The sequence below is a fragment of the Brevibacillus sp. NPDC058079 genome (genome assembly GCF_042885155.1).
In the GTDB taxonomy this organism is placed as follows: domain Bacteria; phylum Bacillota; class Bacilli; order Brevibacillales; family Brevibacillaceae; genus Brevibacillus.
In genome coordinates, this window is sequence record NZ_JBHVSO010000012.1 from 143,723 (window position 1) to 156,880 (window position 13,158).

Here is a 13,158-nt window from a genome sequence, read left to right on the forward strand (position 1 = left end):
GGCTTGTCATAAGTAGTGGCTTAATTGAAAAACCCGTCTCCTTAAAACAGGGACGGGTTAGCTATTTCTTGAACGCCTTATGAACATTTCCCTGAGCATTCCTTTGATTTGAATTTATTCCTTATAATGTTTTGCTCAATCCAACGAACTGTTATATATTTCTATGTGAAATTATCCATTTATAGAAATTCAAGGAGGTTTTTATGAATTTTGTTAAAAATTACAGAAAGCTAATTCTAAGTTTTGCACTTTTGATGTCTGTTGTATTTTCTGGTCAGACTATTAGTCTTGCAGCAGATGAGTATACTGAAAACCTAGTACCTCAGTTAACTAGCAACGACTCAGCTGCTCCTATTATTGTATCTGCTTCTAGCATTTACAGCACTGACTATGATGCTTGGAAAGCATTTGACAAAGTAAATTTTAGTTATGCGAATAAGTATGCCTATTGGAGCTCAGAATATAAAATTAAGAATGGTTGGTTAAAAGTTGATTTTGGGCTTGGTAATGAAAAAGCCATTCAGAAATATGTAATTGCAAATTCAAATGGGATTGTAGAAAGAGCACCAGTTACGTGGACTTTTGAAGGAAGCAATAATGATACAGATTGGACTATACTTGACTCCCAAACAAATGTAACAAATTGGGACGGCAATCCTAAAAGTTTCACATTCGATAATCCCTCTAAGTACAGGTATTACAGAATAAATATAGCAATTAACAATGGATATAAAACTGAAGTGGACATTGGAGAATTTGAGCTGATGGAGAAAATTAACTCGAACCCAGATCCAGAGCCAGACCCTGATCCAAAGCCAGAGCCAACTGGCGACAATGCATTACTTGTCATCAAAATGATCAGTGGACTCGAGAAAGAGTTTGAGCTATCTGCATCCGAAGTACAAGACTTCATTGATTGGTATAATGGCCGTGCAGACGGACGTGGTAAAGAAACATATATGTTCGATAAGGACTTTAACAAGGGGCCCTTTACTGCTAGAAAAGATTACGTAGCATTCAGTAAGATTCAATCTTTTGAAGTGATGGAATATACCAAATAACATGACGAGGCACCTCCTATAAACCAGGAAGGTGCCTCTATTTTTATAGATTAGCAATCTCTTGAATACATTCTGGCATGTCGTTTTTGGGACTGCCAACCATTGCTGGAACAGGGTAGGCTTTCATCTGTTCGTGATCATATGGTACAAGAAGCGATTGTAACAAGTCAGCATCGAACTTTTCGCGATCTAGCCAGATTGCCTCATCGTCTTTCTTCAATATAACTGGCATGCGATCATGGATATCTGCGACTACATCATTCGGTTTCGTTGTTATGATCGTACAGGTATGCAACCTTTCCCCTTCCGGACTTGTCCAGGTATCATACAAGCCAGCTAATGCGAACGGCTCGCCTGTCTTCATCATAATACGCATCGGCTGCTTTTCTTTTCCGAGCCTCTTCCATTCGTAAAAACCGTCTGCGGGGATGATACATCTTTTTCGGGCGAACAGGTTCTTAAATGCAGGTTTTTCACGTACTGTCTCCGATTTTGCATTGATCATCTTGTAGCCAGCCTTCTCGTCTTGCGCCCATGATGGAACTAAGCCCCATTTTAACTGACCTATCCGCCGCTTTCCTCGATCAGATATAATGGCAGGGATCAATTGACCCGGAGCGATATTGTATCGTGGCTGCATATCAAAAGGCATAACCTCAATTTGGAACCTTGCATTCCATAACTCAAGGTTGGTCACTAGCGTAAAGCGTCCGCACATACTATCACCTCTTACTACCATCATAGCCGAACGGCTACTTGGTATACCAGCTCTAAGCAGTCAGAATGAAATCAGCAAATATTGGTGATCGCAGCATGCGCTTAGAGTTCTGGGTAAACCAAGTCTAGATGAGAGCATACATCGCCCTAATTTCTAAATATTAACAATTTACTTTTTAATTGTAAATGAAATTTTGTTGGATATAATTAAACATGCTGGAAATATTTAATAACCCAACCTATTTTTAGCCTGATTTTTTAATCTACTATTTGCACAGGAATATGTAGAAATAATAACTGGGAGAGATTTAAATTAATGAAACACTTGAAGCGAATTTTAGCCTTTACTCTTGTTTTAAGTATCATTTTTACTGGAGTCTTTAATCCTTCATTAGCTTCGGCACAGATGGTCAACATTAGTGAATCACCTGATGAAGTGATTCTGGATGATCCAACTAAATATGATGGGAAACCGTCCTCTAATAGTCAGCAGCGCGCTTCGTTAAGAAGTGAAAATCCTCTTATGGATCATGTAAAAGTAGTAGCATTTTTTGCTGCTATACGCGGCTACATAACTTACTTTGAAAGAGAAGTCACAAAAAAAATTGTAAATAAAGTAACAAGGGCCGTAAAAGATCTAGTTGAAGAATATGGTGTTGATAAATTATCATGGAAGGGCCCTAAAAGAAGCGGTAGAAATGACGACAACCACACGTTATTTAGTCTGTCTTATGATAGAGTCCAAATTCTTCGTGTTGACATGAAAGTAGTAAAACCAAATGGAGGAACAGAACGGTTTGGTGATATTCATATGCATGTCCAACCAGATATGGGTGACCATATTCCAATAGCTATGGTACCCTTCGGTAATGACTTACCTAAGTTTCCATGGTAGTAATTAATTAATTAATTGGTTATTCCTGTGCAACCGTTGGATTAAAAGTAGGGAGGTTTAATTTTTGTCGGATGATTATACTAGATATCTATGCGAGTTGTACTTTAATGAATTCCCAAATCACAATGACATAAAAAAAGCAGTCATTGATGTATTGGGCGACAGCATGCCCATGTACAACGAAATAGATATGATGGAACTGAGCGGGGAGAAGATTGGTTTTAAGTTGTATATAAGACTACCCCAAACTTCTTCCACTCTATTACGAGAAAAATTGAACTGTATTAACGTGATATTTGATGATATTTTTCATCGAGATTTACGGCATTACCATCTGGAAATCGATCACAACGGAACAGAACATGTGGGCATCGCCATTGAATTAGAAGATGATTCGTGGGATCTCTACTATGAGGAAGGCTCATTGGAAGGGAAGCTAAGGCAATCAGATGAATACCCCGATGTAGAGGGCTACGGATTCCTGCTTGGAAAAATTGAAGCATCCGAAATTAAGCAAGCCCCTGAAATTTTCAAAAAGATTGTACTTATGATTTCCGAATAATAAATGTTACTTCAATAACCCGTCTTCCCAAAATAGGGACGGGTTATTTTTTAGCCAGCAAGAATAAAATCAACAAAAACTGGCGATCGCAGCATGCCGCCCTTTGTCTAGTTCCGCATTTTGACGCGAGCTTTAATTTGAGGCTGCATATAAACATATTCACGAACCTCGCCAATGATCAACTGTTTCGCCACTCCATAAAACGCTTGCTTGTGAGTAGGGGATACGCCAAGTTCAATTACACCTGCCCCTTATATTCTCCCTCACTCTATTTACATTAATCTAAGTTTAATAGAATCCCTCTTTAAGCAACAGGAGAATCTTTGAAGACATACTTGCATCCATTAATGGCTTATCTAGCACATGGAGTAGCATAACCGAAATAATTGTAAATACATATCCAGGTGTTTATTACTGGAATTTCTAACAAGTATCAAATTATATACTTTAAAATCTTTTAACAAAACTAGTATAATATTGGAAAAAATCAAGGAGAAATATATGCCGACAAAATTTCTTTATTCACTTTTCAGTCTAATATTAATCTTCGTAGTTGGCTGTAGTAGTGAAGAAGCAAGTGGAACGAATGCGATTAGGAAAGATTTGTATGATGAGTCATTGAAGTATTATAATTTGATGAATGAGCGTGTTAGCAAAGTGGAAGAGTTGTCTGAGGAAGAAAAGAAAGCGATTCAGGCGTTTGATACTAAATATGTTAATATGCTTGATCAATTGAATGAAAATGAACGGTATTTATCTGCTGAGATAGCGAATATGTGGAGATCGTTAGAGTTGGCACATGCTTCGAGGCTGAATAATGATGAAAAAGGATTGAAGAAAGACATAGACGACTATGTTAAAGCTAAAGCTGAAGCTAGCAAACTTTTAGGTGTACGTTTTGAATAATCGTATACATAAAGAACACCCCGCCTCTTTCTACAAGGCGGGGTGTTTGCTACTATAATCCCTCAGTACATATTATGCGCGCCCGTTCGCTTGCTGCTTCGCGCTGTACAGATAATCATTAAGTCTTACCTGGCATTCAGCTTTTAAATGATGCACATTGTAGACGCACTCTTCCTGTCGGCCTAGAACAGTAACAAGGACACGGTATAAAAAACCATCAGGTGACTGTTGAGAGTGTATTTTGCCCCCAAGCCGCCCGAACTGGCTCCGGTACTCATGGTGTTTCCGTTCGGTCCACATCGAAATGGAATCGAGCATAGGACGGTATGACAGCTTGAGTTGATTTTGATTTAGGTTCTGTACATCGAGCGCGAGTGCTTTAAAAAGCAGGCCATACAGGATCGCTTCGTGTAGGACTCACGCCATTGGTCTGGTTGCATCATATCCGCTCCACCATCAGCAACTTTGCGATTGGTACCCACCAAATCCCATCTACCTGTACAAGCTTGATCATGTGCTCATCCTGGTTAATGTCTTTGACTACGCCCCATTTTCGTCTGATACACTCCTGAAACCAAATGACCGTAATCGCAAAACCTTGACGTACTGAGTCATAGATAACCACAAACATGTTAGCCATGGCGTCTGGATCGACTGGTAGTAACGGAGTCACCGTTTGCTCATACAATGTAGTCACTGACTGTCTCCTCCACGAGTCCAGCCTCTACCAGATCCCGAAGGATGTCTGGGGCGCATCCAGGAATTACACCGGATCGGATGTTATGTATAGCCACAAGGTGCTTTGGAGTTAAAACGGGAACAGCTTGGTATTGGCCATTAATGACAGTGTTGATTCTTTCCATGCGAATCACCCTTTACTGAACGTTTGTTCTTATTTTATGATGGGTGATGAAAAAAAAAAAAAAAGCCCCACTTTTTAGTGGAGCAAAATCAGTAGATTCCAATCAACACCACCGTCCAAACTCAGGTTCCAATACTTTAACTGGATACTCAATCCTCACTATCTTCTAAGCATCCATTTCATCTAGTCGAAGTCTTTCCGCAATAATTTCTTTCAGTGAATCCTCACTGATAAAACGGACTGCCTCAGGTATAAGATCTCTCGAGGGGAATTCAATTATTTCAGCTCTCTCTATGAGTGCGTACCATACTTTGGGAATTTTGTTTTCTAAAGCAAAATCGTATAAATCTTGGGCTTCGTCAAGTGGCACATTTAATTTAATATGGATATTTATAATTATTCGCTTTCTAATTTGACGATGTAACCAATTCGTATGGTTGTACCGATAATACATAGAATCAATAATTGAGGCAGCAGCATACACTTGTTGTATATCCATAAATCCCCCTATAAGAAGACCATTTATATGTTGTAGAGTAATTAGTCTACATGATCAGAAAAATTTGCACATTGTCTAATATATCACATATAGTACGGGTGGTATTAGAATGGCTTACGAAAATAAAGAAGGTTTTAAAACTGATACCGTATGAGGGGTATGTCAAAAGTTTTGTGTACCTGTAAAGTCATCTCCCTAGTTGATAAATTAAGTAGTAGCCCTGGGAAGAACCAGGGCTACTTTAAATTGCTCACATATTAATCTTCGACTACATTCCAACCGTCTGGATAAACAGAGACTATACTTCCACTGTCAATTATCAACTTATATTTTTTACCACCAGATTTACCATAGTACGCTTTTTTGCTAAATTTATTCTCATCAATGTGCTCCTGTATCCGTTCAGGATTATTACGATCATCCATTACATCTCGAATGATCTCTTCAACATCCTTCATGGAAGTACGAGGATCAAACATTGATAGGGGGTCGTTGCCATAACCATTATAATCACCTGTCCAGTTTTCTGGACTGTGTCTGGCAAGTATGTGTGTCATTCCATATTGACGTGGGCCTCCATAATCGAGGGAAATACCATCATTAGAGTTTTTTATTCTGAATACTGTTAGAGTTACGTCGGGATAAAAGTTATCGTTGTCCCTCTTATTTATATCAGAATCCCTATAGTTAATTTTTCTTACATTCTTATAGTATCTAGTAACTTTCTCTTTTACATCGTCTTCGCTTACTTCCGCAAATTCTTTATCTGCTTTGTCTCGATACTTGAAGTACATGATACCTGATCTCACTATGATTCTAACAATTGAACCGATTGCTCGCAATTCAACTTCTTGTGTTTCCTCTTTGTCAGATAGAGCTTCTTCTTCAGTTACAGCTTCTTCCTCTGTTACAGCTTCTTCTTCTGGTGGCTTGCCTGTTTGACTCTTCTTTGCTAACTTAGAAACTTCGACCCGCTCTTGTGCATAAGCTGCTGCAGTAGGCGAAAGAATCGCTACAGTAGCTAAAGATAAAGCTAATACTAAACTATTTGCCTTTTTAAAAAAACTCACAATTTCACCTCTAGTATAATTAATGTAGATTTAGGTGAACACCAATCGCATGCATGCTTTAGCATTATATAAAAGAAAACCAATACTGGCAATATATTGATATAAGTATTTTTTTATATTCTACTACCATCTGGCAATCGGGCTTGAGTTTCCTCCTTCCTAAACTTCTTGAAACGATTGGTGTTTAAGATCAATTTGCATAATAAAATATCTTCCTAGACTCAGGCAAAGATTTGATTCTTACTAGGAAAATAGTCATATATTTTTCACCACTTTTATCCTAAAATGGAGTATTATCTTTGTTGTATAAGTTGTAATTCATACAAAAAAGTTGAAATTGGTGATAAAAAATGCACTTCCAGCTATTAACAAGGGACAAGCGAATCGACTATGATATTTGGCAAGGCAGGTACCAATTTTATTATGTACGAATTGAAAAGCCGTATAAAAAAGATCACCCGGATTTCAAACTATATTCCTTTAAAATCCGAAAACCTACTGGTGAGGTAATAACTTCTGAGTTTCTCAATCACAGTTTCACTAACTTGGAAGATTGTCGTAACTTTATCTTTAATTGGATCAAAAAAGAGTTGAAAAATCTAAAAACGAAGGCATTATAAATAATGACTTTAAAACTTACATAATACCAAAAGCCCTCCTCGGTTACACCGAAGGAGGGCCACTGTAGTTATTGACTTTTTTCTGATGTACCGACCGAATCTCCTGCATCATTCTTGATACGCTCTGCATCCACAAATCCTTCAGCCACCATTTACGCGACAACAGAGCCGAGAGCCGTAATCATGGCGGTTACCTTCGTAATCGTGTCACCGTCCATTCCAAACAGCACCAGCACGCTCGTGATAAAGGCAGCCACTGCCATCCACAGTTTGCGTGATGAAAGTTTTCGTTTAAACTCTTCGTTCATGATCTACATCCTCCTCTTGTTGGACAAGAAAATCCGGTGTATTGGTAGCTCTGTCCACCAGTACAAACAAGAGCCACGGTAGGTCATTCAAGACCTCCTGAGGCTCTGTTCGTAATCGTTTTTTCCACTCTTCTGCGTTGTTTATCAAGGCTTTGCCTTCTGTATCCTTCTTGCTGGCAAGGCTGTCCAACGCCTTGTCTGCGAGCTGGAGCTTCCACGGTTCCAGTTGTTTCATGGACACTTCTTCCTCTCTATCCACAGAGTTATCAACAGATTGGTAATATTCTCGCAAATACGCTACAGGATCGGTATGTGTACCGAATCCGCCGCGCCGAACCTCATAATGCAGGTGTGAGCCTGTGCTACGTCCGGTAGTACCTTGAAGTCCGACGACGTCGCCACATTCGACCCGGTCGCCAACCTTGACAGATGCACTGTGTAGATGGGCATATACGTGTGTGCAGCCGTTCTGATCTTTAACAGCCACTACTATTCCAAAGCCCCCATATCCTGATCCTTTTACACCTTCTTTTGTGTGCGTGACGACACCAGTAACAAAGACATGGATTGGTGATCGATGTTTTTTAACCAGGTCAATCCCGGTGTGGAATACCTGCTTGGTTGTAAACGGATCTGCACGCGGTCCAAATGGGCTGGTCACACGGTATCCTTTGAGCATCTCATCCACACTAGACACGTGCATCGTAGTCCTCACCATCCTGGTTATAGTCGTTATACCGTGGCTTACGGTACTCTTGGACCGCTCTGACACCAAAAACACCGCCAGCTACTGTCATAAGGACTGGGCCAGCCATATCCAATAGGGCTATATATTGTGGATCAATTTTTTTGCCAAGCAGGGTCAGAATCAGTCCCAGCACCACAAACAGAAAAAAGACGGTAGTTGAGACAACGAGTAGGTAATCCTTCTCACTCACACCGTCCTTGTCGTTTAAAAAATTTCTCATTTCTGACCGACTCCTTTAATAAAGTTCCATACCAAGGCAATAACACCGACGATCGTACCGATTAACCACTTCTTGTCATCTTTACCCTGGCGTTTCTCATCAACGAATCGTTCCTCCAATGCAGCCACTTCTTTAAAAAGATCATCCAGTCGCTTATGGGCTGATCTTGTGCTTTGAAGGGCCTCAATTGCCAACTTTTCAGTTTGATCGAGTTTTCCTGCCATGTTATTAAGTTGCTTCACTTGTTCTTCAATTTTTCCAATTGCAACTAGGATTTCGGTGATCCCCTTTTGCAAGTCTTTTACCTCGTTTCCCATTCAAGGCCTCCTCATCCTCACCCTCTCGGGGCAAAAGTAAAAGGAGCCGCGTGCGCAGCTCCCCGAAATCCTCATTTTGTTGAGTCTTGTTGTTCCAATTTCTCTATCCGTTTTTCTAATTCATATATCTTTTTCTTGAATCCAGATCGTATGGCCAAATAAGTGATTACACCAACAGGAAGCCCAACGAATAGGATGGACGATAGTAAACCTATCCAGTCCCACTCGACACGTATAGCACCAAATTCATACATGCATTATCCCCCCTGAATCTATCTCGAAAGTAATACGATTCAGATATTGGTAAAGTCTCGAAGTAGATACAGCTCCCCATGAAAAAACGCCCTCCTGATTAGGAAAGGCGTTTACACTACTTCTTGAGCAGCGAGATATTCAGCTACGGGGACCCGGTAAGATTCCGGGACAACTTTCTCCCCCTCAATTCCTGTCGGCTCGATCAGCCATCCACCGGATCTGACGAGAATTGCATAAGGTGCGACCATATACTTTTTCACCATCATTGACCACCTCCTTTCAGGGCTTGTACCTCTGCTTCCAGCGCAGTAATCTTGCCAGTAAGCTGCTCGTGATTTTTGGTGTACTCCTCATGCATGGCTGACATTTCAGCATCCATATGGGCAATTGTTTCATAAAGCACTTGAATTTCTGTAGGTAGAACTTCCGTGTGCCCTGGTGTTTCCACATGCTCACCAAACGTTCCACCGGGTTTTCGTTGTCGATACTTCATTACTCAATCACCCCTACCATCATCGTCGCAGCTTCTGTGGAATTCGTGTTCGAACGAGTAAAAGTCAGCTTAAACGTCAGGTTGGATTTAGCAGTTGCTACGGTAGATAGCAATTCGTCTTCACTGATCGATGATGTAAGATCAATACTATTCTTACTCATTGGTACATACTGTTCAGGCTGTCCTGCATCTACAAAGGAAACCTCTCCGTCCACGACAAGATCACCTTTCTCGCGTTTTAGCCAAGCAAGGATTTCTTTAGCTGAACCACGAGGCGATATAATTTTGTATCGAGCTACAGCTTTCTTGAGTGGAGACTGCACCACACCATTATTAATGTTGAATGACTTTACCGATGAAGAGCCGAATTGATCTGTTGCCGTTATGGTCAAAGTGTTTGCCCCTGCTTGTAACTCACTTACCTTGAACGGAAATGACCAATTCCCGGTTGATACTCCACTAAGAAGCGTTTTTTCACTCCCACTATTTAGCTTTCCTTTCACCGCAACTGTGTTACCATCCGGTTCTGATACGGACCCGGACAGTGATATCGTATCAGGTGGGATTAGGCCAGACTGTACAGGCGTAAAGGCGGTTACTGTTAGTACTGGAGCCTTATTGTGCTTGACGATGAAAGAGCGTGTGACGATATCTGATTTGCCGTCTGGTTGGTCATCTACTGCCCAGACTGATAGAGTGCGCGTGGTGCCTTCCGCAAGAAGCCCTGACACATCGGTGGTGCCATCGTACAAGCGTCCCCCTCTGTAGCTTAGAAGCTTGGCAAAAGAAATGGGCGTGCTTCCGTTAGATACACCAGAATGCGCCGCCCGAGCAGTACTGCTATTAATTTGATACTTCGTAGTGACGACGTTTCCGTTATCAATATCTGTTGCGTTCCCTTGTATAGATAAGATTACTCCTTCTGTCAGTACAAGGTTATTTTCCGTCGTTAAAGAAAGGGTAGGCTTGGTATTGGTTACACCAAAATGAGCATTCGACCAATAAATTTCTTTTGGATCACTCGTAGAACCTGTGTAATATTCAGCAACCAGCACTGCGTAATAGGCACCTGGAGGTACCATACCTTTCGCATAGTACCTGTCATAAGTCGCTTCTGAATTGTCAGGATTATCACAGACTGCAACCGTCTTCGCTATAAGGGTACTCATACTGTAGTCACTGTCTGAGTGCCAGTCAATTCTTGCAGATAGCCCCTGTTTTGGATTTGCTTGTCTCAACCAAACAATAAGCTCATATTCCTTTTTGGGTGTAACTGAAATCGCAGTTGTCCGTAACGTAATATGAAAGTTTGTTATTTGATTTACAAATCTCTTCACATAAAGACAAGGACCACCGTTGATGCCGCCATTCTCGATCCTTTGTAAGGACGCATAATCGTCACCTCTGATCATTCCGGTTGTTCCGGTTGCTCCCGTAGACTGATCTGGTGTTAATAAGTTAATTCCCACAAGCCCACCTCCTACACTTGGGTAATAGTCACAGTATCCGTTCCCCAACTACCGATCCGCATTTTTTGTGCTGCTGCATCCCGATAGATGGTAGAGCGACCGATGAGAGCACCTTTTTTGTAGTTGTTTGCCAGCGAAGCAAATGAAAGTGTCCCTGTTCCGATTGCAGTGATTTTTTGATTTTCAAAAGCCACATCGTCACAAATCGTAACTTCTTGTCCTACTGTAAAGCCAGTCGTTGACGCGACTGTAACTGCTATGGAAGAAGGTTTGGCAGTCAACGCTGTTGTCGCATACGTTTTTGTTTGATCTAGTTTCAATACTGGGTCATCTACGCCATCATAGGTGTCGGCAAATCTCGCTTGCGCTCCTTCGACGTCATGACTGTCTAAGTCAAGGTAAGCTTCTACTCGAGTCACCCGTCGTTCTAAGCGGTCAAACAGCAAGTGTGCCCCTTCAATCCCGTCCTCCATATGATTCAACCTAAACTCATCCACTGGCGTCCCTGCAATCTGTTGCCACGCTGGAACAATAGATACCGTTCCGTCTCCATTTTCTTGCAAGACGTAGGTGTTCGGTCGGTCCACAAAACGGTTCACATGCGTTTGCTTTTGGTATGTCACGTCATTCACCTACCTTCCATTTCAACTCGATGGGTATGCTCAAGGCGACTTCCCGTGCGGGCTTTAAAAAATTCACCGTATCTTGCCAGACGATCTTGCCGTTCTCATCCTTGATCAGTCGTTTTGTAATGATACCCGTTTCAGATGCAGGCAGCCGAATCAAGAAAGTTACCTTGCTGCTACTTTGTCTCGTTTTTATGAGTTCCGCAGGTCGAAATGTCCCGTTCAGCTCCACTTCTGCGCTAAAAAATATTGATTCGAGACTATTGGTTTGTCTTGTCAATGCGTGTTCTGTTAGCATAGATCGTTTTCACCTCCAGCTGAGAATGAACCGCGGAACAATGGGATAGTTTCAAATACTTGCATGGTTCCTGAAGAAAGAATAAGACTTCCGTTTTGTTGAATGATGATTCTCTCCCTATTTACATGAACGGGCCTCATTCTTTCAAATGTCCTCTGTAATGTTAATAGATCAAGTGGTGTGTTTTGTTGAAATGAGAATATAATCTCCTTCGCTTCGAAATCCTCGGAGACAGAAACCAGTTCACCCACCGCCCTACCCAATGACAGCAAAACTGGCATGGTAAAAGGTACATGAGAACCCCTCCCCAATGCGACTATTTACGTGCGTTACTTTTATCTTTCAGGAACTGCCGTCTTCCTGTGTCGCCCATCAATCGTTTTATCTCTTCGATAGTCATTACTTCAGCTGGTCTAGTGGGTATTGGTTTCTTACATCGGGCTTTTACCCGTTCTAAATGCTTTGAGAAACTGATTGGTTCCTTGCAACGCTTCTGCTTCTCGTGCATGATTTCGTAGATTCTAGCCATGGTTTGTCCTCCTCTCTAGGCAAAATAAAAAGGGCGTCAGAACACACCCGTTGTAGGTGTGAATCTGACGCCCTCCCGTTTCTCGGTATCAGGCATTTTATTTATTTTGGATGTTATGTTTCTCGATTAATTGATCAAGTTTCTGATTACGTTCCCTGTCAAGTTGTAGCTTTGTTTTCATAAAACTTAGCAGCTTAAATGTGAAAAATATTACCAACGTGTAGAACAAGAGCACCGGAAGAAAAGCAAGCAACTGTAATGATACTGCACCAAAGTCCAAAATTACTAACAACTCCTTTTTGACTAGAAGAGCTCACTTTCACGATAATCAACCTTGGAAATCTTTCCCTGACTTGATTTTACCACAGTTTCACCATGTTCTACCAGTGGAACTATCTTTGCTTTCCCTTGTTTTGGGTCTACCAAGATATTGCTGGAATTTTCCCCACCGGAACTGTGATTGTCATACTTTCTGTGTCTATCTTTACTTCTTTTGCTCGTGTGCTCATCTTCCGTTCCCCCTGTCCAGTTGTTCATGGTATAATATGGTTTGAAGAACGCATATTCGGCCTCTGAAGTGCACCCCTTAAAGTAGACATTGGAAAAAACCCTGTGGTTTACCGATGAACTTTAGGGGGTGCATTTTTTTATGGCAGCTAAAGGGCAAAAGTTTATGAGCTATCCAGAAACACTGAAAAGGGAA

General features: G+C 41.2%; 22 protein-coding genes. 4 read left to right on the top strand and 18 right to left on the bottom strand.

Features of this window, described 5'->3' with window-relative positions; all coding sequences use genetic code 11:
* Window positions 1-203: 203 nt before the first annotated feature.
* Window positions 204-1,061, top strand: a complete 858-nt coding sequence (locus ACFVS2_RS28205; protein WP_390239640.1) for a discoidin domain-containing protein — start codon at window positions 204-206, stop codon at window positions 1,059-1,061.
* Between the two features lie 43 nt (window positions 1,062-1,104).
* Here ACFVS2_RS28205 and ACFVS2_RS28210 read toward each other — a convergent pair whose 3' ends face one another.
* Window positions 1,105-1,779 (bottom strand): SOS response-associated peptidase, encoded by a 675-nt coding sequence (locus ACFVS2_RS28210; RefSeq protein ID WP_390239641.1) that lies wholly within the window; start codon window positions 1,777-1,779, stop codon window positions 1,105-1,107.
* Window positions 1,780-2,094: 315 nt separating this feature from the next.
* Between ACFVS2_RS28210 and ACFVS2_RS28215 the strand changes: the two genes are divergently transcribed.
* The 3 genes from ACFVS2_RS28215 (at window position 2,095) to ACFVS2_RS28225 (ending at window position 4,141) form a co-directional block, all read left to right on the top strand.
* Window positions 2,095-2,673 (top strand): hypothetical protein, encoded by a 579-nt coding sequence (locus ACFVS2_RS28215; RefSeq protein WP_390239642.1) that lies wholly within the window; start codon window positions 2,095-2,097, stop codon window positions 2,671-2,673.
* A 64-nt stretch (window positions 2,674-2,737) separates the two neighbouring features.
* Window positions 2,738-3,235: a hypothetical protein gene (locus ACFVS2_RS28220; protein ID WP_390239643.1), complete on the top strand. Its 498-nt coding sequence runs from the start codon at window positions 2,738-2,740 to the stop codon at window positions 3,233-3,235.
* 501 nt (window positions 3,236-3,736) lie between these two features.
* Entirely contained in the window at window positions 3,737-4,141 is a 405-nt protein-coding gene (locus tag ACFVS2_RS28225; protein WP_390239644.1) for a hypothetical protein, read from the top strand.
* Window positions 4,142-4,213: 72 nt separating this feature from the next.
* On the opposite strand, the gene ACFVS2_RS34630 is transcribed toward ACFVS2_RS28225, so the two are convergent.
* The 17 genes from ACFVS2_RS34630 to ACFVS2_RS28305 all read right to left on the bottom strand — a co-directional run bounded on the left by ACFVS2_RS34630 (window position 4,214) and on the right by ACFVS2_RS28305 (window position 12,992).
* Window positions 4,214-4,543 (bottom strand): YhjD family protein, encoded by a 330-nt coding sequence (locus tag ACFVS2_RS34630; RefSeq protein ID WP_483862263.1) that lies wholly within the window; start codon window positions 4,541-4,543, stop codon window positions 4,214-4,216.
* 37 nt (window positions 4,544-4,580) lie between these two features.
* Window positions 4,581-4,838 (bottom strand): hypothetical protein, encoded by a 258-nt coding sequence (locus ACFVS2_RS28230; protein ID WP_390239645.1) that lies wholly within the window; start codon window positions 4,836-4,838, stop codon window positions 4,581-4,583.
* Window positions 4,822-5,004 carry a hypothetical protein gene (locus ACFVS2_RS28235; RefSeq protein ID WP_390239646.1) on the bottom strand — a complete coding sequence of 61 codons (183 nt, stop codon included), beginning with the start codon at window positions 5,002-5,004 and terminating at the stop codon, window positions 4,822-4,824. The genes ACFVS2_RS28230 and ACFVS2_RS28235 overlap by 17 nt, the downstream gene beginning before the upstream one ends.
* Before the next feature lie 165 nt (window positions 5,005-5,169).
* Entirely contained in the window at window positions 5,170-5,502 is a 333-nt protein-coding gene (locus ACFVS2_RS28240; RefSeq protein WP_390239647.1) for a hypothetical protein, read from the bottom strand.
* Between the two features lie 257 nt (window positions 5,503-5,759).
* Window positions 5,760-6,572 carry a hypothetical protein gene (locus tag ACFVS2_RS28245; protein WP_390239648.1) on the bottom strand — a complete coding sequence of 271 codons (813 nt, stop codon included), beginning with the start codon at window positions 6,570-6,572 and terminating at the stop codon, window positions 5,760-5,762.
* 772 nt (window positions 6,573-7,344) lie between these two features.
* Window positions 7,345-7,500 (bottom strand): hypothetical protein, encoded by a 156-nt coding sequence (locus ACFVS2_RS28250; RefSeq protein WP_390239649.1) that lies wholly within the window; start codon window positions 7,498-7,500, stop codon window positions 7,345-7,347.
* Entirely contained in the window at window positions 7,484-8,203 is a 720-nt protein-coding gene (locus ACFVS2_RS28255; RefSeq protein WP_390239650.1) for a M23 family metallopeptidase, read from the bottom strand. The genes ACFVS2_RS28250 and ACFVS2_RS28255 overlap by 17 nt, the downstream gene beginning before the upstream one ends.
* Complete coding sequence (locus ACFVS2_RS28260; RefSeq protein ID WP_390239651.1) at window positions 8,190-8,468, bottom strand: hypothetical protein; 279 nt, start codon at window positions 8,466-8,468, stop codon at window positions 8,190-8,192. Before ACFVS2_RS28260 ends, ACFVS2_RS28255 begins: the two co-directional genes overlap by 14 nt.
* On the bottom strand, window positions 8,465-8,785 hold the full coding sequence (locus tag ACFVS2_RS28265; protein WP_390239652.1) for a hypothetical protein: 321 nt from the start codon (window positions 8,783-8,785) through the stop codon (window positions 8,465-8,467). The genes ACFVS2_RS28260 and ACFVS2_RS28265 overlap by 4 nt, the downstream gene beginning before the upstream one ends.
* Window positions 8,786-8,856: 71 nt before the next feature.
* Complete coding sequence (locus ACFVS2_RS28270; RefSeq protein ID WP_390239653.1) at window positions 8,857-9,039, bottom strand: hypothetical protein; 183 nt, start codon at window positions 9,037-9,039, stop codon at window positions 8,857-8,859.
* 111 nt (window positions 9,040-9,150) lie between these two features.
* Entirely contained in the window at window positions 9,151-9,306 is a 156-nt protein-coding gene (locus tag ACFVS2_RS28275; protein WP_390239654.1) for a CD1375 family protein, read from the bottom strand.
* The gene (locus ACFVS2_RS28280; protein ID WP_390239655.1) at window positions 9,303-9,533 is read right to left on the bottom strand and encodes a hypothetical protein; all 231 of its coding nucleotides are present in this window, start codon (window positions 9,531-9,533) and stop codon (window positions 9,303-9,305) included. The genes ACFVS2_RS28275 and ACFVS2_RS28280 overlap by 4 nt, the downstream gene beginning before the upstream one ends.
* Complete coding sequence (locus ACFVS2_RS28285; protein ID WP_390239656.1) at window positions 9,533-11,002, bottom strand: hypothetical protein; 1,470 nt, start codon at window positions 11,000-11,002, stop codon at window positions 9,533-9,535. The genes ACFVS2_RS28280 and ACFVS2_RS28285 overlap by 1 nt, the downstream gene beginning before the upstream one ends.
* An 11-nt stretch (window positions 11,003-11,013) precedes the next feature.
* Window positions 11,014-11,625 carry an integrase gene (locus tag ACFVS2_RS28290; protein WP_390239657.1) on the bottom strand — a complete coding sequence of 204 codons (612 nt, stop codon included), beginning with the start codon at window positions 11,623-11,625 and terminating at the stop codon, window positions 11,014-11,016.
* Window position 11,626: 1 nt separating this feature from the next.
* The gene (locus ACFVS2_RS28295; RefSeq protein ID WP_390239658.1) at window positions 11,627-11,926 is read right to left on the bottom strand and encodes a hypothetical protein; all 300 of its coding nucleotides are present in this window, start codon (window positions 11,924-11,926) and stop codon (window positions 11,627-11,629) included.
* 316 nt (window positions 11,927-12,242) lie between these two features.
* A complete protein-coding gene (locus tag ACFVS2_RS28300; protein WP_390239659.1) occupies window positions 12,243-12,455 on the bottom strand; it encodes a hypothetical protein in 213 nt (70 codons plus the stop codon).
* A gap of 303 nt (window positions 12,456-12,758) precedes the next feature.
* On the bottom strand, window positions 12,759-12,992 hold the full coding sequence (locus tag ACFVS2_RS28305) for an XtrA/YqaO family protein (RefSeq protein WP_390239660.1): 234 nt from the start codon (window positions 12,990-12,992) through the stop codon (window positions 12,759-12,761).
* Window positions 12,993-13,158: the final 166 nt, after the last annotated feature.